The organism is Aliihoeflea sp. 2WW, assembly GCF_000497755.1.
Taxonomy (GTDB): Bacteria; Pseudomonadota; Alphaproteobacteria; order Rhizobiales; family Rhizobiaceae; genus Aliihoeflea.
Genome location: NZ_AYOD01000036.1, coordinates 1 through 22,952 on the forward strand (window position 1 = coordinate 1; position 22,952 = coordinate 22,952).

Genomic DNA, 22,952 nt, shown 5'->3' on the forward strand with positions numbered 1-22,952 from the left:
CCCCTTTGTGGGGAGGGATAAAGGGTGGGGGTCCTCTTCACAGAAACGGCAAACAAAAAGGCCGGGCGTGAACCCGGCCTTTTTGCATCAGTCCATCCGAACGCTTACGCCGCCTGCTTCTTCGGCTGGATCAACCCACGCGCGACCAGCAGTTCGGCGATCTGGACTGCATTCAGCGCGGCGCCCTTGCGCAGATTGTCGGAGACGACCCACATGTTGAGGCCGTTTTCGATGGTCTGGTCCTCGCGGATGCGGCTGATATAGGTCGCGTCCTCGCCGGCCGAATCGAGCGGGGTGACGTATCCGCCGTCCTCGCGCTTGTCGATGACGAGGCAGCCGGGGGCGTCGCGCAGGATTTCGCGCGCTTCGTCGGCGGTGATCGGATTCTCGAACTCGATGTTGACCGCCTCGGAATGGCCGATGAAGACCGGCACGCGCACGGCGGTGCAGGTGACCTTGATCTTCGGGTCGAGCATCTTCTTGGTCTCGGCCATCACCTTCCATTCTTCCTTGGTCGAGCCGTCGTCCATGAAGACGTCGATGTGGGGGATGACGTTGAAGGCGATGCGCTTGGTGAACTTCTTGGCCTCGACCGGATCTGCGACGAAGACGGCGCGGGTCTGGGTGAAGAGCTCGTCCATGCCTTCCTTGCCGGCGCCGGAGACGGACTGGTAGGTCGAGACGACGATGCGCTTGATCGTCGCCTTGTCGTGCAGCGGCTTCATGGCGACGACGAGCTGCGCGGTCGAGCAGTTCGGATTGGCGATGATGTTCTTCTTCGTGAAGGCGTCGATCGCGTCCGGGTTCACTTCGGGCACGATCAGCGGCACGTCCTGGTCGTAGCGGAAGGCGGACGAGTTATCGATGACGACGCAGCCCTGGCGGCCAATCTTCGGCGACCATTCCTTCGACACGTTGCCGCCGGCCGACATCAGGCAGATGTCGGTGTCGGAAAAGTCGTACTGCGCAAGGTCGCGCACCTTCAAGGTGCGGTCCCCATAGGAGACTTCCGTGCCCTGGCTGCGGCGCGAGGCGAGCGCCACGACCTCGTCGGCCGGAAAGCCGCGCTCTTCCAGAATGTTCAGCATTTCGCGCCCGACATTGCCGGTGGCGCCTGCGACTGCGATCTTGAAACCCATATCGTTGATCCTCGATCTCTCCGCGCTTCGACCCTGAGACCGTCCGCCGGCCATGAGCGGACCTTCTCCCTGGCCAGACCGGGGAGAGAGCGGAAAGGCCAGAAGATCAGACGGTTTTGGTGGTGGTTTTGGAGAGCTTGGTGGCCGGGGTGGAACGAGCGCGCGCGCGCGCCTCGCCGCGTCCGAAGGCGCCAAGCGAAGAGGCCATGAATGCCAGTATGAGGCCGCGCATTGCGAGTTTCCCGTTCGGCGGGGGTTTTACGCGGTTCTGTGGCGGAGTCAATCGGGGGAAGGAGGGGAGTAAGGGAGTAGGGGAGTAGGGGAGTAGGTGAAGAAAAAGGCCTGGCGAACAAAGCGAGCGACTTGCGCCCGCATTCGCACGTCCAAATACTCCCCTACTCCCCGCTCAATGCGGCCCCGAACGCCCGCGCGTCTCCGCCATCAACTCATGGACGAAGCGCAGTTTCTCGGCCACGGGCTCGGAAATGACGAACGGGTAGAGGTCCGGCAGGCCCATGCAGCGGTTGATCTGGTTGGAGGCCTCACACAGGATCAGCCAGCGGGTCAGGAGTTCGTCGAAATCGGCCGGCGGCTCGGGGTCGGCGGCATGGGCCGCGACGGGCTGGTCGGCGAATTCGCCTTCGTTCGGCGGCAGATCGTGCTCGACGGCGGTGTCGAGACGGCCGAGCGGCATGTTGAGGGCCGCCGTCATCTCCAGCGTGTCGTAGATGTGGAGATAATGCGCCCACGTCTCGGCCCAGTCTTCCCAGGCATGGCTCGCGGCATAGTGCGAGATGTAGTTCTGTTCCCAGCCGGGCTGGGGCCCGGCGTCGTAGTGGCGCTGCAGCGCCTGCATGTAGTCCTCGGTGTCGTCGCCGAAGAGCGCGCGGAAGCGGTCGAGCCATTGCCCGTCGTCGCGGATGAGGCGATCCCAGTAATAGTGGCCGAGCTCGTGGCGGAAATGGCCGAGAAGGGTGCGATAGGCCTCGCCCATCGCGACGCGCATCTTCTCGCGCTCGGGGCTGTCGGCCTCGGCGACGTTAAGCGTGATGAGGCCATTGTCGTGGCCCGTCAGGACGCGTTCGCCTCCGGGCCCCGCGCCGATCGGGTCCGCCAGGAAGTCGAAGGCGAGGCCAACCTCATCATCGGGATTCGCCTTGGGAAAGGCGTCGAGACCGAAATGGAGGAGCTGATAGACGGCGCGCTTCTTGGCCGCCTCCGTATGCGCCCAGCGCTCCGGGTTGCCCTCGATCGAGAGGTCCGGGATGGTCTGGTTCAGGGAGCAGGCCCGGCAAAAGCCGCCCTCGATTTCGGCGACCCAGTTGCAGGCGGCCGGAAGGGCGTTGGTGCAGGTGAACCCGCCCTGTCCCGTCACGACGAAATTCTCCTGCATCGGGTCGTAGAGGACGGCCGTGCCGCAGGCGAGGCACATGCCGTTCTCGAAATAGAGACGGCTCGAACATTGCGGGCAGGAAAAGAGCTTCATGGGAGGGTCATCCGGGAGAGGGCATCGAAACCGGGAAACTCGCGACAATCGCAGCCGTTCCGGCGATCGGCACGCGGCGCAAAAGAAAAGCCGCCGGCACACGGCCGACGGCTCTTCCTGCGAGATGTCCGGGCTTAGCGGACGATGTAGACGATCCGGCGCGATTCCGGCTCGATGACGACCGGCTGGCCGTTGATGTAGGCATAGCGGTAGTCGTAGTCCGGGATTTCGCGGATTTCGACCGTGTCCGGTACGCCCGCGCCGACGACGACTTCGCCGTCGAGATAGACCGGCTCGACTTCGTTCTCCATCACATAGGTGCGAAGCTGCGGGTCCGGGTCGGTCAGAACGCCTTCGGTCAGGCCGCCGGTCGCGGCGCCTGCAACGGTTCCGACGGCTGCGCCGATGGGACCTGCGACGAGGGCGCCCGCGATCGCGCCGGTGGCGGCGCCGGAAATCGCGCCCGCACCCGTTGCGGTGCTTTCCTCATAGGTCGCGACCGGGATCATCTCGGCCGGACGTTCGGTGACGACGATCTGTGCGCCGGCATTGTCGGCGATCAGATAGTCGGAATAGGCCCAGCCTTCCGCGCCGGCGGCCGAAACCTGGCACCACTTGGAATTTTCGAGGCAGCCGGCGAGGGTCGCTTCGCCGCTGGCGGCGATCGAGCCGACGATCGGGTATTGCGGGCCGGGGCCGGCGCGCACGTTGAGGTCGGTCGTGGCAGTCACGGCGGTCTGTGCAAAGGCCGTCGACGAGGCCAGCAGCACGACGGCGATGGCCGCCGACGAGGTCAGGATGTTCTTCATGTTCGTGTTCTCCGCAGGGGGTGTCACCTTCGCGGTAACAACGGCGTGAAAGCCCCCTGGTTCCGCGGCGCGATGCTTGTTTGCGGGCGGATCACAATTCGGTCAACATGATCGGACAACCACGACGGGATAACGTGCGGGTAAGAAGCTTATGCAAGAGTGATCGGCATGCCGACGCTTTGGCGTCCACGCGCCCGCATGGGCCACACTTCATCTCAGGCATTTCGAAAGGCAGACGGATGGCAGGACGGGGAAAGATTTTGCTGGGCGCAGTCGTGGCACTGGCAGCGAGCGTATCGCTCGCCCAGGCGCAGCAATGCGGCAATGATGGCGCGGGCTTCGAGGCCTGGAAGGGCCAGTTCGCACAGCGCGCGGCATCGAACGGCGTCGGGCAGCGCGGCGTCTCGGCCCTCCAGGGCACCAGCTACGCCACGCGCACCATCGCGGCCGATCGCAAGCAGGGTGGCGGCTTCACCCTGACGCTCGACCAGTTCCTCGAGCGACGCGGTGGCAACGCCATCGTCTCGCGCGGCACGCAGCTCAAGCGCCAGAATGCCGACCTTCTCGCCCGCATCGAGCGCGTCTACGGCGTGCCGGCCGGTCCGCTGATGGCGATCTGGGGCATGGAGACCGGCTTCGGCGGCTTCCTCGGCAACGAGAACATCCTGTCCGCCGTCGCCACGCTCGCCTATGACTGCCGGCGTTCGGAATTCTTCTCCGGCCACCTGATCGGTGCGCTGCAGCTCGTCGATCAGGGCAACCTCAACCCGGCGGCCAAGGGCGCGGCGCATGGCGAAATCGGCCAGACGCAGTTCCTGCCGGCAAACGTCGTGCGCTACGGCGTCGACGGCGATGGCGACGGGCGCATCGACCTGATCAACAGCCGCGCCGATGCGCTGGCCTCGACCGCCAACTTCCTGCGCGGCCATGGGTGGCGCGCGGGCGCCGGCTACCAGCCGGGCGAGCCGAACTTCGCGGCGATCCAGGGCTGGAACGCCGCCAGCGTCTACCAGCAGGCGATCGCCGTGCTCGGGCGCCAGATCGACGCGAACTGAGACGGAAATCCGGACAAGAAAAAGGGCCCCGCGAGGCCCTTTTTTATGGATCGTACTCGGGGCTCAGCCCTGCCGCTTCCTTGCCGCCAGCGTGCGCAGGCGCAGGGCGTTGAGACGGATGAAGCCTTCGGCATCCTTCTGGTCGTAGGCGCCGCGGTCGTCCTCGAAGGTGACCAGGGCATCGGAATAGAGCGACTTTTGCGAGCGGCGGCCGGTGACGATGACGTTGCCCTTGTAGAGTTTGAGGCGCACCTCGCCCTCGACGTCTTCCTGGCTCTTGTCGATCAGCGCCTGCAGCATCTCGCGCTCGGGCGAGAACCAGAAGCCGTTATAGATCAGCTCCGCATAGCGGGGCATGATGTCGTCCTTCAGATGCGCGGCGCCGCGGTCGAGCGTGATCGATTCGATCGCCCGGTGAGCGGCGAGAAGGATCGTGCCGCCGGGAGTCTCGTAGACGCCGCGCGATTTCATGCCGACGAAACGGTTCTCGACGAGATCGAGACGGCCGATGCCGTTGTCGCGGCCGAGGTCGTTGAGCGCTGCGAAGAGGCTCGCCGCTGACATTTCCTTGCCGTCAAGCGCGACCGGGTCGCCCTTGCGGAAGTTGATGACGACATCCGTCGCCTTGTCCGGGGCGTCCATCGGCGAGATGGTGCGCTGGTGGACATATTCCGGCGGCTCGACCCACGGATCTTCCAGAACCTTGCCCTCGGATGAGGAGTGCAGGAGGTTGGCGTCGACCGAGAAGGGCGCCTCGCCCTTCTTGTCCTTTGTCACCTGGATCTGGTGCTGCTCGGCGAAATTGATCAGGTCGGTGCGCGACTTGAAGGTCCAGTCGCGCCATGGGGCGATGACCTTGATGTCGGGGTTGAGCGCGTAGGCGGAAAGTTCGAAGCGGACCTGGTCGTTGCCCTTGCCGGTCGCGCCGTGCGCGATGGCATCGGCGCCGGTCTCCTCGGCGATCTCGACGAGGCGCTTGGAGATCAGCGGGCGGGCGATCGAGGTTCCGAGAAGGTAGGTGCCTTCATAGACCGCATTGGCGCGGAACATCGGGAAGACGAAGTCGCGGATGAATTCCTCGCGCACGTCCTCGATGTAGATTTCCCTGATGCCGAGCATCTCGGCCTTCTTGCGGGCCGGCTCCAACTCGTCGCCCTGTCCGAGATCGGCGGTGAAGGTGACGACCTCCGCCCCCAGCTCCGTCTGGAGCCATTTCAGGATGATCGAGGTGTCGAGACCGCCCGAATAGGCGAGCACGACCTTCTTGACGTCTTTCCATTTCGACATTCGGGAACCTGCCTGCGATGAATTCCGTTTCGGGCGCCAAAGCCCGTCCGGCCGTTCTTTTAGCAGGAATGGCGGGCCGGACAAGGCGTCCGGCCCGGGCCCTATCTTACAGGTTGTGCACGCGCGCCCGCTTCGAGCGGACCCCTCGGCGGGCCGTCTCGTAGAGATCGTAGAGCACGGCAGCGATGCCGATCGCGATGACCATGCCGAGGTCGAGCCGCGGCACCTTCCACAAGATGACCGCGAAGAAAGCGACGAACCCGATCAGGGCGAGCGGCGGAGCCAGTCTGTTGGCAAGCATCGAAGCGTCCTTTCCTATCTTCCGTAGATCGCCTGGGGCAGGCCGTAGACGAGCTGCGGGAAGATGTAGAGCAGCGCCATGGTGATGAAGACCATGCCCACATAGGGCAGCGATCCGGCGAAGATTTGCGTCAGGCGGACCTCCGGCGGGGCGATGCCCTTGAGATAGTAGGCCGACATCGCCATCGGCGGTGTCAGGAACGACGTCTGCAGGTTGAGCGCGATCAGGATGCCGAAGAACAGGGGATCGATCTCGAAGATCACCAGCAAGGGCAGGAAGATCGGCACGAAGATGATGATGATCTCCGACCATTCGAGCGGCCAGCCCAGGAGGAAGATGATGAACTGGGCCAGGATCAGGAACTGGAACGGGGTCAGGTCCATGCCGACCACGAAGTCGCGCACGACATGCTCGCCGCCGAGATAGGAGAACACGGAGGCGAAGACCCAGGAGCCGACGAACAGCCAGCAGACCATCGCCGTTGTGCGCACGCTCAGATAGACCGATTCCCGCAGTCTTCGCCACGTCAGCGCGCGGTAGGCGATCGCCAGGACGAGACCGCCCAGAGCGCCGATGGCCGCGGCCTCGGACGGCGTTGCGAGGCCGAACAGGATCGCGCCCAGCACCGACATGATGAGAACGGCGAGCGGGAAGAACGAGGTCAGCATCATCCACATGAGGCGCCCGAGCGGGATCGGCTCCGCCGGTTCGACGGGCTTTGGCGCAAGGCTCGGCTGCATGACCGCGCGGATGATGATGTAGACGAGATACATGCCCGCCAGCAGGAAGCCGGGAACGAGCGCACCGGCATAGAGCCGCACGATCGAGGTGCCCGACGCCGCCGCATAGACGATCAGCATGATCGACGGCGGGATCAGGATGCCGAGCGTGCCGCCGGCGCAGATGACGCCCGAGGCGAAGCTGGTGTCGTAGCGCGCCTTCATCATGGCCGGGAAGGCGAGCAGGCCCATCAGCGTGACGACGGCGCCGACGATACCGGTGGCGGTGGCGAAGAGGGCGCAGGTGATGAGCGCGGCGACCGCCATCGATCCGGGCACGCGGCGGGTGGCGATGCTCAGCGTCTCGAACAGGCGGTCGACGATGTTGGCGCGTTCGACGATGTAGCCCATGAACAGGAACAGCGGGATCGCGGTCAGGACGTCGTTGGCCATGACCGAATAGGTCTGGTTGACGAAGAGATCGAAGATGCGGTTGTTGAAGAAGCCGCCGATCCAGGACTGCCAAAGGTCGAAGGACGAGACGTCCTGATCGAGCATCCGGTTGTACGGCGCCCACATGCGGCCGGCGTCGAAATAGGCGTAGTAGCCGAAGCCGATCGCCAGCGCCATCAAGGTGAAGGCAATCGGAAAGCCCAGCATGATGACGAAGATGAACAGCCCGAGCATCACCAGGGCAATGACGGGATCGCTCATGGGCGGGGCTCCTTCGGCGTGACGACATCGACGGCTTCGCTGCCGTGTTGAAGCACCGGCGCGTTTTCGCGCAGCATGATGGTTTCGAGTTCCTCGACGTCAGGCGCGGGCTGCGGCCATTCGTTGGTCCTCATGGTGACGAGGCAGCGGCAGACCTGCGCGAAGCCCTGGATCAGGAGCAGGGTTCCCGCGGCGACGATGACGGTCTTGAACTGGTAGATCGGCATTCCCGCCGGGCTCATCGTGCTGACTTCCATGTAGCCCCAGGAGCGGCTGGCATATTTCCAGCCGGAAATGACGAGAGCGAGCACGCCGGGGAAAAAGAAGAAGAAGTAGAGGACGAATTCGATCTTGGCCTGCGTGCGCGGCTGCCAGAGCCGGTAGACGAAATCGCCGCGCACATGTCCGTTGCGCGACAGCGTGTAGGCGCCGGCCATCATGAACATCGTGCCGTACATCATGTAGCTCAGATCGAAGGCCCAGGGGGTGGGGGCGCGGAATGCGTAGCGGACGAGAACCTCGTATCCGACGCCGAGAGCCATGATGACGATGCACCAGGCGAAAACCTTGCCGAACCACGCCGACAACTCGTCGGCGAATGCAATGAAGCGGAGCATGAACTGCCAATCCCGTTACAGATAAAGTCCGGCCCCTGACGAACAGGAGCCGGACAAGAAGAAGGTTCCGGGCTCGGCCCTTAGCCTTCCATCTTCAGCTTGCCGGGGAAATAATGCTCGTAGGCAAGCGCCAGGTCCGCCGAGTTCATCAGTTCGTAGAAGGTGACACGTTCGACCCATTCGCGCTGGCTGTCGAGCACCTTCTTCATGAAGGGATCGGCCTCGAGCGTGGGGATGATCTTGTCCCAGGCCTCGAGCTGCGCGGCGAGGATTTCCCTCGACGTGCGGTGCACCGTCACGCCGCTTTCTTCCTGCAGCTTGACGAGGTCGGCCGAATAGTTGTCGAGCGCGAGCGCCGTGTTGGCGGTGCTGGCAGCTTCGACGCCATATTCGAGGATCGCCTTCAGATCGTCGTCCAGCCCGTCGAAGACGTCGCGGTTGAACATGAACTCGAAGGATTCGCTCGCCTGGTGGTAGGACGACAGGATGTAGTGCTTGGCGACGTCCTGCGAGCCGAAGCGAAGATCCGACGAGGGATTGTTGAACTCGAAGGCGTCGATGACGCCGCGCTCCATCGCCGGCACGATTTCGCCGCCGGGAAGCTGCGCGACGCTCATGCCCATTTCCTGCAGCAGGTCGGCAGCAAGGCCGACGGTGCGGTACTTGAACCCGTTGATGTCGGCGACCGTGGTGACGGGCTCCTTGAACCAGCCGAAGGGCTGGGCCGGCATCGGGAAGCCGTAGAAGGCGACGACGTTGAGGCCCATGATGTCCTGCGTCAGCTCCTGGTAGAGCTCCTTGCCGCCGCCCTGGTGGAACCAGGCGAGCATGGTCGTGGCGCTGCCGCCGAAGACCGGGCCGGTGCCGAAGAGCGAGGCCGCCTTGTGCTTGCCGTACCAGTAGACAGGAACGGTGTGGGTGGCGTCGATGATGCCGTCATTGACGGCGTCGAGAACCTGAAAGGCGCCGACGACTGCGCCAGCCGGCAGTAGCTCGAACTTGATGCGGCCCGCCGACATCTTCTCGACGCGCTCGATGTACTGGCGCGCGAAATCCATCCAGATGTCGGATGAGGGCCACGAGGTCTGCATCTTGATGGTGACGGGTGCCTGCGCGAGCACGGCGGGCGCGGCCAGCGCGCTGGCGGCGGTCGCGCCGACAACGGTGGTTGCACCTGCGCCGAGGAATTTCCGGCGCGAAAGCGATCTGTTTTCCATATTGGTCTCCTCCCAAAGACAGCGCCGGCATTTCTCGCCGGCCCTGCCGCGGAGGATAGCTATTACGTTAAGTAACGCAAGCGGCCGTCGCGCGATGTGTGGCGCATACGACTAATGGCTAATATGATCGCGACTGCCTTTTCTGATCCGGATGACGCCCATGGAATTCCTTCCGACCACCGCCACGCTTGTCCAGTTCGCCATCGCCACGATCGTCATCGCGATCACGCCCGGGCCCGATATGACGCTGTTCGTCGGCCGCGCGTTGTCGGAAGGTCGGGCGGCTGGGTTTGCCTGCATGCTGGGCGCGATGACGGGTATCGTCATCCACACGGCGCTGGTCGCTCTCGGGCTTTCCGCGCTCATCGTCGCCTCCCCCGAGGCCTTCTTCGTCCTGAAGCTCGTCGGTGCGCTCTATCTCGTCTGGCTCGCCTATCAGGCGATCCGGCACGGATCGGCCTTCTCGCCCGGCACCGGGGAGGCGCGGGCGAAGCGCTCTTTCTTCGCCAACTGGGCGACGGGGCTCGGCATCAACCTTCTCAATCCGAAGATCATCCTGTTCTTCATGACCTTCCTGCCGCAGTTCGTCTCGGCATCCGACCCCGATGCGCCGGCCAAGCTGTTCTTCCTCGGCGCGCTGTTCATTCCGCTGTCGCTGCCGATCACCGTGCCGATGGTGATCGCGGCCGACAGCTTTTCGGCGCTCCTGAAGCGCTCGCCGCGCGTGACGCGGGTCATCGACTATGTGTTCGCAGGCGTGTTCTCGGCCTTCGCGCTGCGCATTCTCATGACGCAGGCGCGCTAGGCTCGTCGCGCCAGCGGCCCGCATTGCGACCGGCGACGAGCCAATAGGCGAAAGCGCCAACTGCACCGGCGATCGAGAACAGGATCGCCATGGAGAGGCCATCTTCCGATGCGCGCGGATTGAAGACGGTCAGCAGACCGATCGGCGCGGGTATGAAGGCTCCTGTCGCTACGTAAACCAGCCAGTGCCGCCACCGTCGCCACTCCGCCAGGACGACGAAATTCAGCGCAGGAATGAGGGCGTATGCGGCTAGGATCAAGACGATCGTCGTCACTCGATCGGCCTGACCGAGCATCGACTGGGTAAACTCGCCGGTGAGAAACGTTCCGAGCAAGGCGGGAAGAAGAAGCGTCGCTGCGGCAGTGAGGAATGCGAGGGCGAGCCCCGTCACGATCGTGACGGTCCGGATCAAGACGGAGCCCGGCCGGCGTCGTCTCTCCACATTCCCGCATTGCGTCCGGCGATGAGCCAATAGGCGATGCCGCCGACGAGGCCGGCGGCGACCGTCAGCAGCATCAGGCCGGGATCGTTGGCAGCGCCTGGCGCATCAAGCATTTCGGCCATCCGCCAGCCGGCGTAAAGCGCGACCGGCGCACCGGCGAGCGCATGGGCGAGCCATGAGCGCCAGCCCAGAAGCTCGGCCGCGACCGCGACCAGCAGGAAGGCGCCGAAGGACAAATTGCCGATGATCAGGGCGAGAAACGGCACGGTGACGAAGAGCGTCGGACGTGCCGCCTCGGACAGTTCCGGGATGATTGCGACGACCGTCGAGGCGAAGAGAAAACTGAGGAAGAAGCTTGCGGCGAGGCAGGCGACGACGAAACCGGCAAGGATCGCGATGAAGCGGAAGATGTAGGTGACGAGGCGGTTCATTCTTAGCCGTGCGATCCGACTTCGATGTTTGGCGGATCGTAAGATTTTGGCCGGCGAGCGATCACGATCCCGGTGTCTGGGTCCGTAACCGTTGCAGGCAGCAAATTTCTCTCCAAATGGATTTTCTTGATCGAAGCGAGTTTCTTTTTTCCGACCAATGCCGCGATTTCCTTGCTATGCCCGGCATTCGGCGGAGAAATCATCTTGATCGACTTTTTGGGAAATTCCGTCAGCAGCATTTTGACTGCTGGCGTCAAATCACTGTCGCGACTTACAATAAAGGCCTCGTCAAACTCGTCCTTGTACGCGCCGTTGATGAGCGCAAGCGCGATGTTGACGTCGGTTTCCTTCTCTTCGTGAGCGACATAGGAGGTTCCGCACTTCCGGCAGACACGGTCCTTGGCTTTGAAGTGGCCCATCACAGGCCGAACGCCGTTCGCCTTGATTGCTTCGACATATTGCTGATGTCGCGCATGCGGTCCTGGAAGCCAAGTCGCGTAGGCGGAGAAATAGAAAACAGTGCCGAGTTCGTGTTCGGCAGGATCGAGAAAAACGGAAACGAGCTTTCGGAGATCGAACCATTTGAGGTGCGCAATCCCAAGATTGGCGACCGCATGGTATAGATTGAAGCCGTCGACAAAACAGTCGACGCGTTTCCGTTGCCCCATTCGAACCCCAAAAATGAAAACCCCCGAGCCGTGGCCCGGGGGAAGCGCTAAGGCCGTAGCCCTAGCGGGATTACTCCGACGCTTATATGGGATTTTGGGGCATGAAGTAAAGAAGGAATCGTGCGGAGGACTCCAACTCCATGAAGAGTCAAGTACCGATCACTCGCCGTGTCCTGCGATCATCATCGCCTCGAGCGCCAGGCGCTCGGACTTCTTCATCCGCTCGGATTCGGACTTCAACTGGCCGCAGGCGGCGAGGATGTCGCGGCCGCGGGGGGTGCGGATCGGCGAGGCGTAGCCGGCGGCGTTGACGTAGTCGGCGAATTTCTCGATCTGCTCCCAGTCCGAGCACTGATAGTTCGAGCCGGGCCACGGATTGAACGGGATCAGATTGATCTTGGCGGGAATGCCGCGCAGGAGCTTCACCAGTTCCTTGGCGTCCTCCAGCGAATCGTTGATGTCCTTGAGCATCACATATTCGAAGGTGATGCGGCGGGCGTTCGACAGGCCGGGATAGTCGCGGCAGGCCTGGATCAGCGTATGCAGCGGATACTTCTTGTTGATCGGCACCAGAAGGTCGCGCAAATCGTCGTTCACGGCGTGGAGCGAAATCGCCAGCATGACGCCAAGCTCGTCGCCGGTGCGGTAGATTTCCGGCACGACGCCGGAGGTGGAAAGCGTGATGCGGCGCTTGGACAGGGAAAGCCCGTCGCCGTCGGAGGCGATCAGCAGCGCCTTCTTCACTTCCTCGAAATTATAGAGCGGCTCGCCCATGCCCATCATGACGATGTTGGTGATCTTGCGGCCCTCGGCCGGCACGATCGCGCCGTCCGGCGTGTCGCGGTCCGGGAAGTCGCCGAGCCGGTCGCGGGCGGTCATCAACTGGGTGAGGATTTCCTCGGCCGTGAGGTTGCGCACCAGCTTCTGCGTGCCGGTGTGGCAGAAGGTGCAGGTCAGGGTGCAGCCGACCTGGCTCGAAATGCACAGCGTGCCGCGCCCTTCCTCGGGAATGTAGACGGTCTCGATCTCGACCGGGCGGCCGGCGCCGCGCGGGGGAAAGCGGAACAGCCATTTGCGCGTGCCGTCCTCGGATATCTGCTCCTCGACGATTTCCGGCCGGGCGATGGTGAAGGCGTCGGCCAGCTTGCCGCGAAGTTCCTTGGAGATGTTGAACATATGCGCGAAATCGGCGACGCCGCGCACATAGAGCCAGTGCCAGAGCTGCTGGACGCGCATGCGGCGCTGCTTTTCGGGAATGCCGATCTCGCCCAGCGCCGCGGCCATCTCCTCGCGCGACATGCCGATCAGCGACGGCTTCTCGGCGCTCTTCGGGCGAAGGGCGGCACGGGTGGCGGGCTGGGTCAGGTCGAGCGTCAGGGTCATCGGTCGGTGATCTCGGAAATCGGGGCAATCGCGGCGGCTGAACGTCAATCGTTCCTATCACGAACGAAACGTCGCCGCTAATCGGGCGGCGCGAGGGCCGGCCGGTCGGTGGCGCTCACATAAGCGACGTTGCGGCAAATGAAAAGGCCGGAGCTTTCGCCCCGGCCAATTCAGCGTTTCTCAAGCCGATCCTAGCTGCAGTTCTGGATCGATGAGAGGGCGGCGGTGATGCCGCGAAGCGAGAAGGTGTAGTTGGTCTCGTTGCCGCGGCCGGAGCGCGCCGAAATCTTCATGTCGGCGCCGCCGCGCATGGCGGCGATCAGCTCGCCTTCCTGGGCGGCGTTTTCGAGCCATGCGGAGGTGCCGCGCGTGAACATCGAATAGGTCGAATTGCCCACTTGTACCGTCACCTTCGAATTGTCCTGCAGATTGTAGGACGCGATGAACTGCGGCTCGTAGGAGACGTTCTGGCCCGGCTTCTGGCTGACGAAGAAGAAGATGTCGCCATGGTTGAGGCTGGTCGGCTGCTTGTCGGTCGGAACCGTCAGCACATAGCACACGCGCCCGCCATCACCCTCGTAGGAATAGGTGCCCCAGGCATTGTGCTGGCCGATCTTGGTTGCGGACTGGGCGAGCGCCGGCGTGGCGAGAGCGACCATGCTGAGGCAGGAGAGTGTCGCGATTGTTCTGCGCATGGCTTACCTTTGATCCCTGTCTGATCGTTTTGGACTGCTTAACGAAACGGGCGCTGAGGCCCGGATTGCCTCGAATTTTACGGAAACGGGGTTACCAAAGAATAAACCGGCTGGCGCTGGCTTGCCGATCCCCGAGCTTCCCCTCCCCTCATCCGGTCGCCCGGCCTCAGGGTCAGTTCTGATTGCACGGGCGCATCCGTGCCGTGGCCTTGCGCGCCCGTCGTCCCTGACCGGATGTTGAACCGGGCAAAGGCGGCAAGATTTTGACTGAATGTGTCAGGCCGTGAAGTTGGCTGCGAAGTTGACGGTTGCGCGCGCCAGACACGCCGCTTACTCTTGCCCGAAACAGCGGCAGCAAGGCCGTTCGGGAGAGTTTTCCGCATCGCATGACGACGACGCCTGCACAGAACCACGCAAGGCTGGCCGCTCGCGTGGCCGTCGACCGCGACCGGGCCGCCTTTGAAATCCTGTTCGACCATTTCGCGCCGCGCGTGAACGGCCATCTGCAGCGTCTGGGGATGGATCGGGGGCAGGCCGAGGACCTCGCGCAGGAGGTCATGTCGGTTCTCTGGCACAAGGCGCATCTGTTCGATCCGGCGAAGTCCTCGCTCGCCACGTGGCTCTACCGCATCGCGCGCAACCGGCGGATCGACCTTCTGCGCCGCGACAAATCGCATCGGCTCGATCCCGCCGATCCGATCTTCGAGCCGGACGCGCCCGAACCCGCCGACGAGGCGGTGGACGGCGCGCGCCGCGACGAACGGGTGCGGCTGGCGCTTTCCGCGCTGCCGGCCGAACAGATCGAACTGATCCGCCTCGCCTTCTTCGCCGGGCTGACGCATAGCCAGATCGCGGAGCGCACCGGACTGCCGCTCGGCACCGTCAAGTCGCGGATCAGGCTGGCCTTCTCACGCCTGCGCAAGGCGCTGGAAGCCGATGCGCAGGTCGATACGGCGGATTGATCAGGCCGAGCGCGCGAAGCGTTCGAGCGCGCCGCGCGCGGCGTCGCGATGTTCGGGCGTGATGTGGGCGCGAATGTTCGCGATCGCGGCGGTCAGCACCGCGATGTCGTCGGTGAAGCCGAGGCCGAGGATGAAATCCGGCACCAGGTCGAAGGGCAGGACGAAATAGGCGAGCGCAGCCAGGAGCGTGCCGCGGGCGCGCAAGGGCGTCTTCGGGTCGAGCGCACAATAATAGGCGGCGACGAGTTCGTCGGCGAAGGGGATGTGGCGCGAGGCGCGCTTGAAGGTGCGCCAGAAGCCGCCCGCCACGCGGCGCGCGCGCTCCTCGTTGGTGCGCCGGTCGCCCGGCTGCAGAATGTCGTCGATGGTCGCCTGCTTCATCGGTTTTCGATCCCGTTCAACGGTTGAGAAATGGGATCGGCGCGAAACCGCTTCAAGCCTCGAACAGCTTGTCGAAGCGCTTCGCCATGTCGATGTCGCGCTGCGACAGACCGCCGACATCGTGCGAAGTGAGGCGCACGTCGACGCGGTTGTAGACGTTCGACCATTCGGGATGGTGGTCGGCCTTTTCGGCGGCAAGCGCGCAGCGCGTCATGAAGCCGAAGGCCTGGCTGAAATTCTTGAACTTGAAGCTGCGCGAGATGCCTTTGCCATCCGCGTCGCGCGTCCAGTCCGGCAGCGTTTCGAGCGCTGCCGGGATTTCCGTTTCCGCAAGGGCGTCCTTCGCCATCAACGCGGCGTCCATGCCGGCTGGGGGATGCTCGCCCAGCCGCCGCGTGCCGGCTGCTCGACGCGGTCGAGCGGCCAGGCCTCCTCGACGACATAGGGGCCGCCGCCGATCGAATCGCGCGAGGACATCATGACGAAGCGGGCGACCCGGAACGGCGCGGTCGAGAAATTGCCGCGCATGGAAAGGTAATGCGCGACTTCGCCCGGCGAGACGTTGCGCAGGCGTGCGACCGTGACATGCGGGGTGAACTTGCGCGCATCCGCCGGCAGGCCGAGGCGCTGGCCGATCCGCTCGATCTCGGCCTGAAGCGCATTCAGTTCGGGCGAGGGCGCAACGCGGGCATAGACCGAATGCGGCTTCTTCGAGCCGAAGGCGCCGACGCCGGACAGGCAGAGCGTGAAGGGGGGCCGGTGGACCCGGTCGAGCGCGACCGCGATCTCGTCGGCGACATGGCCGGGCACGTCGCCGTAAAAGCGCAGCGTCAGGTGATAATTCTCGGGGTCGATCCAGCGTGCGCCGGGCAGGCCGCCACGCAAGAGGGAGAGCGAAAGGGCGGCGTCGCGCGGGATTTCGAGAGCGGTGAAAAGTCGCGGCATGGTCTGGTCCTTCCCCAAATCCGGCCGGCTGCTGACGGGAGCAGGCGGCCTTGGCCGCTTCGACGCATGGTTGCCTGGAAGGCGCCGAAGCCGGGATGTCAGCCCGAAGATCGGGCGGCGAACCGGTCGGCGAAAAACGACGCTTGCAGTGCGGCATCTGCCGTCCGGGACTTTTCACCGGTATTTCGAGACCGGCTCTGGCCCTCCTCGAATCGACTGCGTCTGACTACAAGCGAATCACCGGCGGCTTCGTTCCGCAAGCGATTTTGCAGCGCAGCGTAATTCATCAACCGTTAACGTTACCCTTGCGCCTCGATATAGGCCTCCACCATCGGCAGCACGCCCTCGACCATGCGGTCGACGCCGGCCGCGCTCGGGTGCATCCGGTCGTCGAGCGTCATGCCCGAAACGGTGGTCACGCCGTCGAGAAAGAAGGGGTAGAGCTCGACGTCGAAGCGGCTGGCGAGGCCCGGATAGATGCCGTTGAAGCGGGTGCCGTAGGACGCGCCGAGATTGGGCGCGGCAAGCATGCCCATCAGCATCACGTCGATGTCGCGGGCCTCGAGCCGTTCCATCATCTGGGTCAAATTGCGCTCGGTGACGTCCGGGTCGACGCCGCGCAGCATGTCGTTGGCGCCGAGGCCCAGGATGACGAGTTGTGTATCGTCGGGCACGGACCAGTCGAGGCGGGCAAGGCCCGCGCTCGTCGTATCGCCGGAGACGCCGGCATTGGCGATCACCACATCGTGACCGCGCGCCTTCAGCACTTCTTCCAGCCTTTCGGGGAAGGATTCGCCCGGGTTCAACTGGTATCCGGCCATCAGACTGTCGCCGAAGGCCACGATCCGCACCGGTTCGGCCATCGCCGAGGCGACACCGGCGACGAGCGCCAGCGCGCCTGCGACCAAAACGCGTATGGAAGAATTGAACGCCATCACCCACAACCCATATGAAACCAGCCGGTTCGCCGGCCCGTCAGGGAACGACCGTTCCCGCTTCAAAAGTGCATATAGGAGCGATCGGCCGTGACTAAACCCGTCATCGAGATGAAAGACGTTTCGCTCACGCTCGGCGAGGGCGCATCGTCCGTCCATGTCCTGAAGGGCATCAGCCTCGACATCGCCGCCGGCGAGACGGCCGGCATCGTCGGCCCGTCCGGGTCGGGCAAGTCGACGCTCTTGATGGTGCTCGCCGGGCTGGAGCGCATCGATGCCGGGCAGATTCGCATCGCCGGCGAAGATCTGACCGCGATGAGCGAGGACCAGCTTGCCGCCTTTCGCGGCCGCAATGTCGGTATCGTCTTCCAGTCCTTCCACCTGATCCCCAATATGTCGGCGCTGGAAAACGTCGCCGTGCCGTTGGAGCTTGCCGGCCGCGACGATGCCTTCGCCATTGCGGAGCGGGAGCTGACTGAGGTCGGGCTCAAGGATCGCCTGACGCATTATCCGGGCGAGCTTTCGGGCGGCGAGCAGCAGCGCGTCGCCATCGCGCGGGCCCTTGCGCCCTCGCCGCGCCTGCTCATCGCCGACGAGCCGACCGGCAATCTCGATCAGGCGACGGGCCGGCAGATTGCCGACATGCTGTTCGCCAAGGCCGTCGAGCGCGACATGACCTTGATGCTGGTGACGCACGACCCGGCACTGGCGGCGCGGTGCTCGCGGCAGATCGCCATTCGGTCGGGGCGGATCGAGAGCGAGCCGCAATTGCAGGCGGTGCGGGCGTGATGGGGGGTCTGAGTCTTTTGGAGAGGACCCCCACCCTTTATCCCTCCCCACAAGAGGGAGGGGGACGTGAGCGCGGCGCATCCCATGGCGGCGACGCATCAAGCTTAAATCGCAACGTGGATGCCTCCCTCCCCCTTGTGGGGAGGGATAAAGGGTGGAGGTCCGCTACCAAAGACTCTCGCACTGCGAGGCCGCTCCCATGACCTCCCGCCACCTCGCCCTCGCCTTCCGTTTCGCCGGCCGCGAAATGCGCGCCGGCCTTTCCGGCTTCCTCATCTTCATCGCCTGCATCGCCCTCGGCGTTGCCGCCATCGGAGGCGTCAACTCCGTCGCACAGGCGATCACCCTTGGCGTTTCCAACCAGGGCCAGACCCTGCTTGGCGGCGACATGCGCTTCGAGCTCAACCAGCGGGAAACGACGCCGGACGAGGCGGCTTTCCTCGCCGAGATCGGCGACGTGACGCACACGGCCGGCATCCGGTCCATGGTGCGGCTGGAGGATGGGTCGGACCAGACGCTGGTCGAGGCGAAGGCGGTCGATGCTGCCTATCCGCTTTATGGCGCGGTCGAAACCACGCTCGCCGATCCGATCGCGACGCAGATCGAGGAACGTGACGGCGTCTTCGGTGCGGTGGCGCCGGACATTCTGTTCCAGCGGCTCGGGCTCGAGATCGGCGACCGTGTCGTCCTCGGCGACCAGGTCTTCGAGTTGCGCGCCGAACTTCTGAACGAACCGGACGCGATTTCGGACGGGTTCGGCCTTGCGCCGCGCCTGATGGTGTCGATCGACGGCCTGCGCGCCTCCGGGCTGTTGCAGGAGGGCAGCCTCGTCGAGCATGGGTACAAGATCCGCATGCCGCTCGGTACGTCGGAAGACGAGATCGAGGCCATCCGCGAGGCCGCTGGCGCGCAGTTTCCCGAGGCCGGCTGGTCGATCCGCTCGCGCACCAACGCCGCGCCGTCGCTCTCCTCCAATATCGAGCGCTTCTCGCAGTTCCTGACGCTGGTCGGGCTGACCGCGCTCGTCGTCGGCGGGGTGGGCGTGGCGAATGCCGTGCGCGCCTATCTCGATGCCAAGCGCGGCGTCATCGCCACGTTCAAGAGCCTCGGTGCGTCCGGCGCGCTGGTCTTTTCCATCTATCTGATCCAGATCTTGATCATCGCCGGCGTCGGCATCGCCGTTGGTCTTGTGCTGGCCGCGATCATGCCGTTCGCGGCGAGCGCCATGCTCGCCAACGTTCTGCCGATCCCGTCCGAAGGCGGCATCTATCCCGGCGCGCTGGCGCTGGCGGCGCTGTTCGGTCTGCTGGTGACGCTCGCCTTCGCCATCCTGCCGCTCGGCCGCGCCCGCGACGTGCCGGCCACCGCGCTCTTCCGGGAATTGGGGCTGGAAGGCCGCGGCCTGCCGCGTGCGGTCTATGTGATTTCGGCGGCGGCGATCGCCATCATGCTGGCGGTCCTTGCCGTCGGCTTTTCCGGCGACCGGCGCATCGCGACCATCTTCGTCGGCGCGACCATCTTCGCCTTTCTGGTGCTGCGCGTCGTCGGCGTACTGGTGCAGACGCTTGCCCGTCGCAGCCCGCGCGTTTCCTCCACCGCGCTCCGGCTTGCGCTGGGCAATGTCCACCGTCCCGGCGCGCTGACACCGTCGGTCGTCCTGTCGCTCGGGCTCGGCCTGACGCTCCTCGTCACGCTGGCGCTTATCGACGGAAACCTCCGCCGCCAGATTTCGGGCAACCTGCCCGAACAGGCGCCGAACTTCTTCTTCGTCGACATCCAGGCGAACGAGGTCGAGGATTTCGCGTCGCTCGTCGAGGCCGAGGCGCCCGAGGGCAAGCTCATTCGCGTGCCGATGCTGCGCGGGCGGGTGATGGAGATCAACGATGTCGACGTGCGCGAAATTCAGGTGCCCCCGGAAGGCGCCTGGGTGCTGCGCGGCGACCGCGGCATCACCTATGCACGCAACGCACCGGAGAACTCCACGCTCTCCGAAGGCCAATGGTGGCCGGAGGATTACGATGGCGAGCCGCTGGTCTCCTTCGCGGCCGAAGAGGGCGGCGAGATCGGCCTGAAGCTCGGCGATACGATCACGGTCAACGTGCTCGGCCGCAACGTCACCGCACGCATCGCCAATTTCCGGCAGGTCGAGTGGGAATCGATGGGCATCAACTTCGTCATGGTGTTCTCGCCCAACACCTTTGCGGGTGCGCCGCATTCCTGGCTGGCGACGCTTGCCGACGATACCGCGACCAACGCCGACGAGGCACGTATCCTCAACGCGATCACGCGCACCTTCCCGTCGGTGACCTCGGTGCGGGTCAAGGATGCGCTCGACATCGTCAACCAGATCGTCGCGCAGCTTGCCGTCGCGATCCGGGCGGCGGCTGGCGTCGCGCTCGTCGCCTCCGTGCTGGTGCTGTCGGGGGCGCTTGCCGCCGGCAATAGAGCGCGGGTGCACGACGCGGTGGTGCTGAAGACGCTGGGCGCGACGCGGCGAACGCTGATCACCGCCTTTTCGCTCGAATACACGATCATCGGGCTGGCGACGGCGATCTTCGCGCTGTTCGCGGGCGGCGTTGCGGCCTGGTTCGTGATCGCGCGGATCATGGGGCTGCCCTCGGCATTCCTGCCCGAAGTTGCCGTCTCGACGATCGTCATCGCGCTGGTGCTGACGGTCGGTTTCGGGCTCGTCGGCACGTGGCGCGTGCTCGGTCACAAGGCGGCACCCGTCTTGCGCGAACTTTAGAATGGGCTCACATTGTCGTCAGCGTTGACGGATCGGGACCATTTGCCGCCGTTCACGCCACATTTCAGCGCCGGTTTGGTCTTGTGATCGTCGCACGGAATGCGCATATTCTGCCACAGGCATGCTGGAGTCCCGCCAGCGGCGCCTGGGCGCATGTTTAACGACATGTTCATGAGTACGCCCGACACCGGACGGGACAGTAGCAAAGAGGACCATTCACATGGCTGACCTTCGTAATTATCAGGCGCGGTACGGGGCCGCCGGCGTCCAGGCCGATGCCTCTATCGACCAGGGCCTGCGCGCCTATATGCTCAGGGTCTACAACCTGATGGCGCTCGGCCTCGCCATCACCGGCGTTGCCGCCCTCGGCACCGTTTCGCTCGCCACCACCTCCGATCCGAGCCAGGCCGTCGCCACGCTCGGCAACGGCTCGATGCTGACCGCGCTCGGCGCGACGCTCTACGGTTCGCCGCTGCGCTGGGTCGTCATGCTCGCGCCGCTCGCCATGGTATTCTTCCTGTCGTTCCGCATCGACAAGATGAGCGTATCGGCCGCGCAGACCACCTTCTGGGCCTACGCCGCGATGATGGGCGTGTCGCTGTCGTCGATCTTCCTGGTCTACACGGCCCAGTCGATCACGCAGACCTTCTTCATCACCGCGACCGCCTTCGGCGCCCTGTCGCTGTGGGGCTACACGACCAAGCGCGACCTGACGGGCATGGGCTCGTTCCTGATCATGGGCGTGTTCGGCCTGATCATCGCGATGATCGTCAACATCTTCCTGCAGTCCTCGGCCCTGCAGTTCGCGGTTTCCGCGATCGGCGTCTTGATCTTCGCGGGCCTCACCGCCTACGACACGCAGAAGATCAAGGAGATGTATTTCGAGGGTGACGGCGCCGTCGCCATGGGCCGCAAGGCGATCATGGGCGCGCTGCGTCTCTACCTCGACTTCATCAACCTCTTCATGTTCATGCTGCAGTTCCTGGGCAACCGCGAATAGTCGGCACGAACGGAAATAGACAAGGGCGGCCTTCGGGCCGCCCTTTTTCGTTGGGCCAGCCGCACGCGGGATTTTCCTTGCCGGAAAGCTCTCCTATCAATGGTCGACCGGAGAGCCCTTGCATGACCGCCATCACCATCCGCCCCGCCACGCGCGCCGACCTTCCCGCCATCACCGAAATCTACGCCGACGCCGTTTCGAACGGCACGTCGAGCTACGAGCTCGTCCCGCCGGATCTTGCCGAGATGACGGCGCGCTTCGCCGCGCTCGAGGCGGGCGGCTTTCCCTATCTCGCCGCGGAGCGGGGCGGGAAGCTCGTCGGCTATGCCTATGCCGGCGCGTTCCGCCCGCGCCCGGCCTATCGCTTCATCGTCGAGAACTCGGTCTATGTCGCTCCAGATGCCAAGGGTGCGGGCGTCGGGCGGCTTTTGATGGAACGGCTTATCGAGGCGTCGACCCGGCTCGGCTTTCGCCAGATGATCGCCGTTATTGGCGACGGACGGACGGACAGCGCCTCGGTGAGGCTCCATGCCAAGATGGGTTTTGCGGATGCCGGCAGGCTCGTCGGCACCGGCTACAAGCACGGCCGCTGGCTCGACACCGCCTTCATGCAGCTTGCGCTCAACGAGGGCGCGGATGCGCCGCCGGACCCCGTCTCGCTGCCCGAGCGCCGGTTCCGCGGCGAGGCCTGAGGTTCAATCCGAAGACGATTTGAGCGCCAGCGCCGCCGCAAACGGGCCGATCACCGCGAAGAAGAGGGTGAGGGCGCACAGGATCAGGAACGGCGGCAGGAAGGGCTGCGGGTCGTTCGCCGCGCCATAGGCGGCGGAAACGCCGAAGATCAGAACCGGGATCACCAGCGGCAGGATCAGGACGGAAACGAGCAGCCCGCCGCGCGGCAGCGACACGGCGACCGCCGCGCCCACCGCGCCGATGAAGGCGATGGCCGGGGTGCCGGCGAGGAGGGTCGCCGAGGTGGCGAGGATCGCGACCGGCTCCATGTTCATGAAGAGGCCGAGCAGCGGCGAGGCGACGACCAGCGGCAGCACGCTCGCGGTCCAGTGCGCGGCGCATTTGACAAAGATCGTGACGGCCAGCATGTGGCGCTGGTCGGCGAGGATCAGGAGATCGAGCGAGCCATCCTCGCGGTCGGCCTGGAACAGGCGGTCGAGGCCGAGCAGGCTGGCGAGCAGCGCGCCGATCCAGAGGATGGCCGGGCCGATGCGGGCGAGGAGGTTCAGGTCGGGTCCGACGCCGAACGGGACCACGGCGACGACGGCGAGGAAGAACAGGACGCCCACCAGCGCCCCGCCGCCGGCGCGGATGCCGAGCCGGATGTCGCGGTGGAGGAGGGCTAGCATGCGGGTGATCCCGAAGCGTTGTGGGAGACCACCCCCACTCCGTCCCTTCGGGCCACCTCTCCCCC

General features: G+C 64.7%; 26 protein-coding genes. 7 read left to right on the top strand and 19 right to left on the bottom strand.

Translation table 11 applies throughout. The annotated features are described in order from the left end of the window. Positions 1 to 104: 104 nt before the first annotated feature. From ALII_RS0116450 to ALII_RS0116465, 4 genes are all read right to left on the bottom strand, one after another. A complete protein-coding gene (locus ALII_RS0116450; protein WP_024588326.1) occupies positions 105 to 1,139 on the bottom strand; it encodes an aspartate-semialdehyde dehydrogenase in 1,035 nt (344 codons plus the stop codon). Between the two features lie 106 nt (positions 1,140 to 1,245). Continuing rightward, positions 1,246 to 1,371 (bottom strand): hypothetical protein, encoded by a 126-nt coding sequence (locus tag ALII_RS23250; RefSeq protein ID WP_280113771.1) that lies wholly within the window; start codon positions 1,369 to 1,371, stop codon positions 1,246 to 1,248. Positions 1,372 to 1,545: 174 nt separating this feature from the next. Beyond that, on the bottom strand, positions 1,546 to 2,625 hold the full coding sequence (locus ALII_RS0116460) for a putative zinc-binding metallopeptidase (RefSeq protein ID WP_024588327.1): 1,080 nt from the start codon (positions 2,623 to 2,625) through the stop codon (positions 1,546 to 1,548). 134 nt (positions 2,626 to 2,759) lie between these two features. Next, positions 2,760 to 3,434, bottom strand: a complete 675-nt coding sequence (locus ALII_RS0116465) for a DUF1236 domain-containing protein (RefSeq protein WP_024588328.1) — start codon at positions 3,432 to 3,434, stop codon at positions 2,760 to 2,762. Between the two features lie 239 nt (positions 3,435 to 3,673). On the opposite strand from ALII_RS0116465, the gene ALII_RS0116470 reads away from it, so the two are divergent. Continuing rightward, on the top strand, positions 3,674 to 4,489 hold the full coding sequence (locus tag ALII_RS0116470) for a lytic murein transglycosylase (RefSeq protein WP_024588329.1): 816 nt from the start codon (positions 3,674 to 3,676) through the stop codon (positions 4,487 to 4,489). Between the two features lie 63 nt (positions 4,490 to 4,552). Here the strand turns inward: ALII_RS0116470 and ALII_RS0116475 are convergent, their stop codons facing one another. The 5 genes from ALII_RS0116475 to ALII_RS0116495 form a co-directional block, all read right to left on the bottom strand. Beyond that, positions 4,553 to 5,776, bottom strand: coding sequence for an argininosuccinate synthase (locus ALII_RS0116475; protein WP_024588330.1), 1,224 nt, complete (start codon positions 5,774 to 5,776; stop codon positions 4,553 to 4,555). Positions 5,777 to 5,882: 106 nt separating this feature from the next. After that, entirely contained in the window at positions 5,883 to 6,077 is a 195-nt protein-coding gene (locus tag ALII_RS22795) for a hypothetical protein (RefSeq protein ID WP_024588331.1), read from the bottom strand. Between the two features lie 14 nt (positions 6,078 to 6,091). Further along, complete coding sequence (locus ALII_RS0116485; protein WP_024588332.1) at positions 6,092 to 7,510, bottom strand: TRAP transporter large permease subunit; 1,419 nt, start codon at positions 7,508 to 7,510, stop codon at positions 6,092 to 6,094. After that, the gene (locus ALII_RS0116490) at positions 7,507 to 8,127 is read right to left on the bottom strand and encodes a TRAP transporter small permease subunit (protein WP_024588333.1); all 621 of its coding nucleotides are present in this window, start codon (positions 8,125 to 8,127) and stop codon (positions 7,507 to 7,509) included. Before ALII_RS0116490 ends, ALII_RS0116485 begins: the two co-directional genes overlap by 4 nt. A gap of 80 nt (positions 8,128 to 8,207) precedes the next feature. After that, on the bottom strand, positions 8,208 to 9,344 hold the full coding sequence (locus ALII_RS0116495) for a TRAP transporter substrate-binding protein (protein WP_024588334.1): 1,137 nt from the start codon (positions 9,342 to 9,344) through the stop codon (positions 8,208 to 8,210). A 160-nt stretch (positions 9,345 to 9,504) separates the two neighbouring features. On the opposite strand from ALII_RS0116495, the gene ALII_RS0116500 reads away from it, so the two are divergent. Further along, on the top strand, positions 9,505 to 10,149 hold the full coding sequence (locus ALII_RS0116500) for a LysE family translocator (RefSeq protein ID WP_024588335.1): 645 nt from the start codon (positions 9,505 to 9,507) through the stop codon (positions 10,147 to 10,149). Here ALII_RS0116500 and ALII_RS0116505 read toward each other — a convergent pair. The 5 genes from ALII_RS0116505 to ALII_RS0116525 all read right to left on the bottom strand — a co-directional run bounded on the left by ALII_RS0116505 (position 10,130) and on the right by ALII_RS0116525 (position 13,768). Then, the gene (locus ALII_RS0116505; protein ID WP_024588336.1) at positions 10,130 to 10,561 is read right to left on the bottom strand and encodes a hypothetical protein; all 432 of its coding nucleotides are present in this window, start codon (positions 10,559 to 10,561) and stop codon (positions 10,130 to 10,132) included. The two genes, ALII_RS0116500 and ALII_RS0116505, sit on opposite strands and share 20 nt — an antisense overlap. Continuing rightward, on the bottom strand, positions 10,558 to 11,022 hold the full coding sequence (locus ALII_RS0116510; protein WP_024588337.1) for a hypothetical protein: 465 nt from the start codon (positions 11,020 to 11,022) through the stop codon (positions 10,558 to 10,560). Before ALII_RS0116510 ends, ALII_RS0116505 begins: the two co-directional genes overlap by 4 nt. A 2-nt stretch (positions 11,023 to 11,024) precedes the next feature. After that, positions 11,025 to 11,690, bottom strand: a complete 666-nt coding sequence (locus tag ALII_RS21700) for an NYN domain-containing protein (protein WP_024588338.1) — start codon at positions 11,688 to 11,690, stop codon at positions 11,025 to 11,027. Positions 11,691 to 11,849: 159 nt separating this feature from the next. After that, complete coding sequence (gene rlmN / locus ALII_RS0116520; RefSeq protein ID WP_024588339.1) at positions 11,850 to 13,073, bottom strand: 23S rRNA (adenine(2503)-C(2))-methyltransferase RlmN; 1,224 nt, start codon at positions 13,071 to 13,073, stop codon at positions 11,850 to 11,852. Between the two features lie 191 nt (positions 13,074 to 13,264). Continuing rightward, entirely contained in the window at positions 13,265 to 13,768 is a 504-nt protein-coding gene (locus ALII_RS0116525; RefSeq protein WP_024588340.1) for an invasion associated locus B family protein, read from the bottom strand. 386 nt (positions 13,769 to 14,154) lie between these two features. On the opposite strand from ALII_RS0116525, the gene ALII_RS0116530 reads away from it, so the two are divergent. Then, positions 14,155 to 14,730, top strand: a complete 576-nt coding sequence (locus ALII_RS0116530; RefSeq protein ID WP_024588341.1) for a sigma-70 family RNA polymerase sigma factor — start codon at positions 14,155 to 14,157, stop codon at positions 14,728 to 14,730. Here the strand turns inward: ALII_RS0116530 and ALII_RS0116535 are convergent, their stop codons facing one another. The 4 genes from ALII_RS0116535 to ALII_RS0116550 form a co-directional block, all read right to left on the bottom strand. Then, positions 14,731 to 15,111, bottom strand: a complete 381-nt coding sequence (locus ALII_RS0116535; RefSeq protein WP_024588342.1) for a YkvA family protein — start codon at positions 15,109 to 15,111, stop codon at positions 14,731 to 14,733. A gap of 52 nt (positions 15,112 to 15,163) precedes the next feature. Then, on the bottom strand, positions 15,164 to 15,460 hold the full coding sequence (locus ALII_RS0116540; RefSeq protein ID WP_152529660.1) for a 4a-hydroxytetrahydrobiopterin dehydratase: 297 nt from the start codon (positions 15,458 to 15,460) through the stop codon (positions 15,164 to 15,166). Next, entirely contained in the window at positions 15,460 to 16,056 is a 597-nt protein-coding gene (thpR, locus tag ALII_RS0116545) for an RNA 2',3'-cyclic phosphodiesterase (RefSeq protein WP_024588344.1), read from the bottom strand. Before thpR ends, ALII_RS0116540 begins: the two co-directional genes overlap by 1 nt. 299 nt (positions 16,057 to 16,355) lie before the next feature. After that, the gene (locus ALII_RS0116550) at positions 16,356 to 16,991 is read right to left on the bottom strand and encodes an arylesterase (RefSeq protein WP_024588345.1); all 636 of its coding nucleotides are present in this window, start codon (positions 16,989 to 16,991) and stop codon (positions 16,356 to 16,358) included. 111 nt (positions 16,992 to 17,102) lie between these two features. On the opposite strand from ALII_RS0116550, the gene ALII_RS0116555 reads away from it, so the two are divergent. From ALII_RS0116555 to ALII_RS0116570, 4 genes are all read left to right on the top strand, one after another. Then, positions 17,103 to 17,780 carry an ABC transporter ATP-binding protein gene (locus ALII_RS0116555; protein ID WP_029660644.1) on the top strand — a complete coding sequence of 226 codons (678 nt, stop codon included), beginning with the start codon at positions 17,103 to 17,105 and terminating at the stop codon, positions 17,778 to 17,780. Between the two features lie 199 nt (positions 17,781 to 17,979). Then, positions 17,980 to 20,526 (top strand): ABC transporter permease, encoded by a 2,547-nt coding sequence (locus ALII_RS0116560; RefSeq protein WP_024588347.1) that lies wholly within the window; start codon positions 17,980 to 17,982, stop codon positions 20,524 to 20,526. A gap of 220 nt (positions 20,527 to 20,746) precedes the next feature. After that, positions 20,747 to 21,526, top strand: a complete 780-nt coding sequence (locus ALII_RS0116565; RefSeq protein WP_024588348.1) for a Bax inhibitor-1/YccA family protein — start codon at positions 20,747 to 20,749, stop codon at positions 21,524 to 21,526. Positions 21,527 to 21,648: 122 nt separating this feature from the next. Further along, positions 21,649 to 22,218: a GNAT family N-acetyltransferase gene (locus tag ALII_RS0116570; RefSeq protein ID WP_024588349.1), complete on the top strand. Its 570-nt coding sequence runs from the start codon at positions 21,649 to 21,651 to the stop codon at positions 22,216 to 22,218. Positions 22,219 to 22,221: 3 nt separating this feature from the next. Here ALII_RS0116570 and ccmB read toward each other — a convergent pair whose 3' ends face one another. Continuing rightward, the gene (gene ccmB / locus ALII_RS0116575) at positions 22,222 to 22,887 is read right to left on the bottom strand and encodes a heme exporter protein CcmB (protein ID WP_024588350.1); all 666 of its coding nucleotides are present in this window, start codon (positions 22,885 to 22,887) and stop codon (positions 22,222 to 22,224) included. Positions 22,888 to 22,952 lie beyond the last annotated feature (65 nt).

Bases quoted from the DNA above. Each gene is read 5' to 3' on its own strand.
- ALII_RS0116450 (WP_024588326.1), bottom strand. From the start codon at position 1,139: ATGGGTTTCAAGATCGCAGTCGCAGGCGCCACCGGCAATGTCGGGCGC.
- ALII_RS23250 (WP_280113771.1), bottom strand. From the start codon at position 1,371: ATGCGCGGCCTCATACTGGCATTCATGGCCTCTTCGCTTGGCGCCTTC.
- ALII_RS0116460 (WP_024588327.1), bottom strand. From the start codon at position 2,625: ATGAAGCTCTTTTCCTGCCCGCAATGTTCGAGCCGTCTCTATTTCGAG.
- ALII_RS0116465 (WP_024588328.1), bottom strand. From the start codon at position 3,434: ATGAAGAACATCCTGACCTCGTCGGCGGCCATCGCCGTCGTGCTGCTG.
- ALII_RS0116470 (WP_024588329.1), top strand. From the start codon at position 3,674: ATGGCAGGACGGGGAAAGATTTTGCTGGGCGCAGTCGTGGCACTGGCA.
- ALII_RS0116475 (WP_024588330.1), bottom strand. From the start codon at position 5,776: ATGTCGAAATGGAAAGACGTCAAGAAGGTCGTGCTCGCCTATTCGGGC.
- ALII_RS22795 (WP_024588331.1), bottom strand. From the start codon at position 6,077: ATGCTTGCCAACAGACTGGCTCCGCCGCTCGCCCTGATCGGGTTCGTC.
- ALII_RS0116485 (WP_024588332.1), bottom strand. From the start codon at position 7,510: ATGAGCGATCCCGTCATTGCCCTGGTGATGCTCGGGCTGTTCATCTTC.
- ALII_RS0116490 (WP_024588333.1), bottom strand. From the start codon at position 8,127: ATGCTCCGCTTCATTGCATTCGCCGACGAGTTGTCGGCGTGGTTCGGC.
- ALII_RS0116495 (WP_024588334.1), bottom strand. From the start codon at position 9,344: ATGGAAAACAGATCGCTTTCGCGCCGGAAATTCCTCGGCGCAGGTGCA.
- ALII_RS0116500 (WP_024588335.1), top strand. From the start codon at position 9,505: ATGGAATTCCTTCCGACCACCGCCACGCTTGTCCAGTTCGCCATCGCC.
- ALII_RS0116510 (WP_024588337.1), bottom strand. From the start codon at position 11,022: ATGAACCGCCTCGTCACCTACATCTTCCGCTTCATCGCGATCCTTGCC.
- ALII_RS21700 (WP_024588338.1), bottom strand. From the start codon at position 11,690: ATGGGGCAACGGAAACGCGTCGACTGTTTTGTCGACGGCTTCAATCTA.
- rlmN (WP_024588339.1), bottom strand. From the start codon at position 13,073: ATGACCCTGACGCTCGACCTGACCCAGCCCGCCACCCGTGCCGCCCTT.
- ALII_RS0116525 (WP_024588340.1), bottom strand. From the start codon at position 13,768: ATGCGCAGAACAATCGCGACACTCTCCTGCCTCAGCATGGTCGCTCTC.
- ALII_RS0116530 (WP_024588341.1), top strand. From the start codon at position 14,155: ATGACGACGACGCCTGCACAGAACCACGCAAGGCTGGCCGCTCGCGTG.
- ALII_RS0116535 (WP_024588342.1), bottom strand. From the start codon at position 15,111: ATGAAGCAGGCGACCATCGACGACATTCTGCAGCCGGGCGACCGGCGC.
- ALII_RS0116540 (WP_152529660.1), bottom strand. From the start codon at position 15,460: ATGGCGAAGGACGCCCTTGCGGAAACGGAAATCCCGGCAGCGCTCGAA.
- thpR (WP_024588344.1), bottom strand. From the start codon at position 16,056: ATGCCGCGACTTTTCACCGCTCTCGAAATCCCGCGCGACGCCGCCCTT.
- ALII_RS0116550 (WP_024588345.1), bottom strand. From the start codon at position 16,991: ATGGCGTTCAATTCTTCCATACGCGTTTTGGTCGCAGGCGCGCTGGCG.
- ALII_RS0116555 (WP_029660644.1), top strand. From the start codon at position 17,103: ATGAAAGACGTTTCGCTCACGCTCGGCGAGGGCGCATCGTCCGTCCAT.
- ALII_RS0116560 (WP_024588347.1), top strand. From the start codon at position 17,980: ATGACCTCCCGCCACCTCGCCCTCGCCTTCCGTTTCGCCGGCCGCGAA.
- ALII_RS0116565 (WP_024588348.1), top strand. From the start codon at position 20,747: ATGGCTGACCTTCGTAATTATCAGGCGCGGTACGGGGCCGCCGGCGTC.
- ALII_RS0116570 (WP_024588349.1), top strand. From the start codon at position 21,649: ATGACCGCCATCACCATCCGCCCCGCCACGCGCGCCGACCTTCCCGCC.
- ccmB (WP_024588350.1), bottom strand. From the start codon at position 22,887: ATGCTAGCCCTCCTCCACCGCGACATCCGGCTCGGCATCCGCGCCGGC.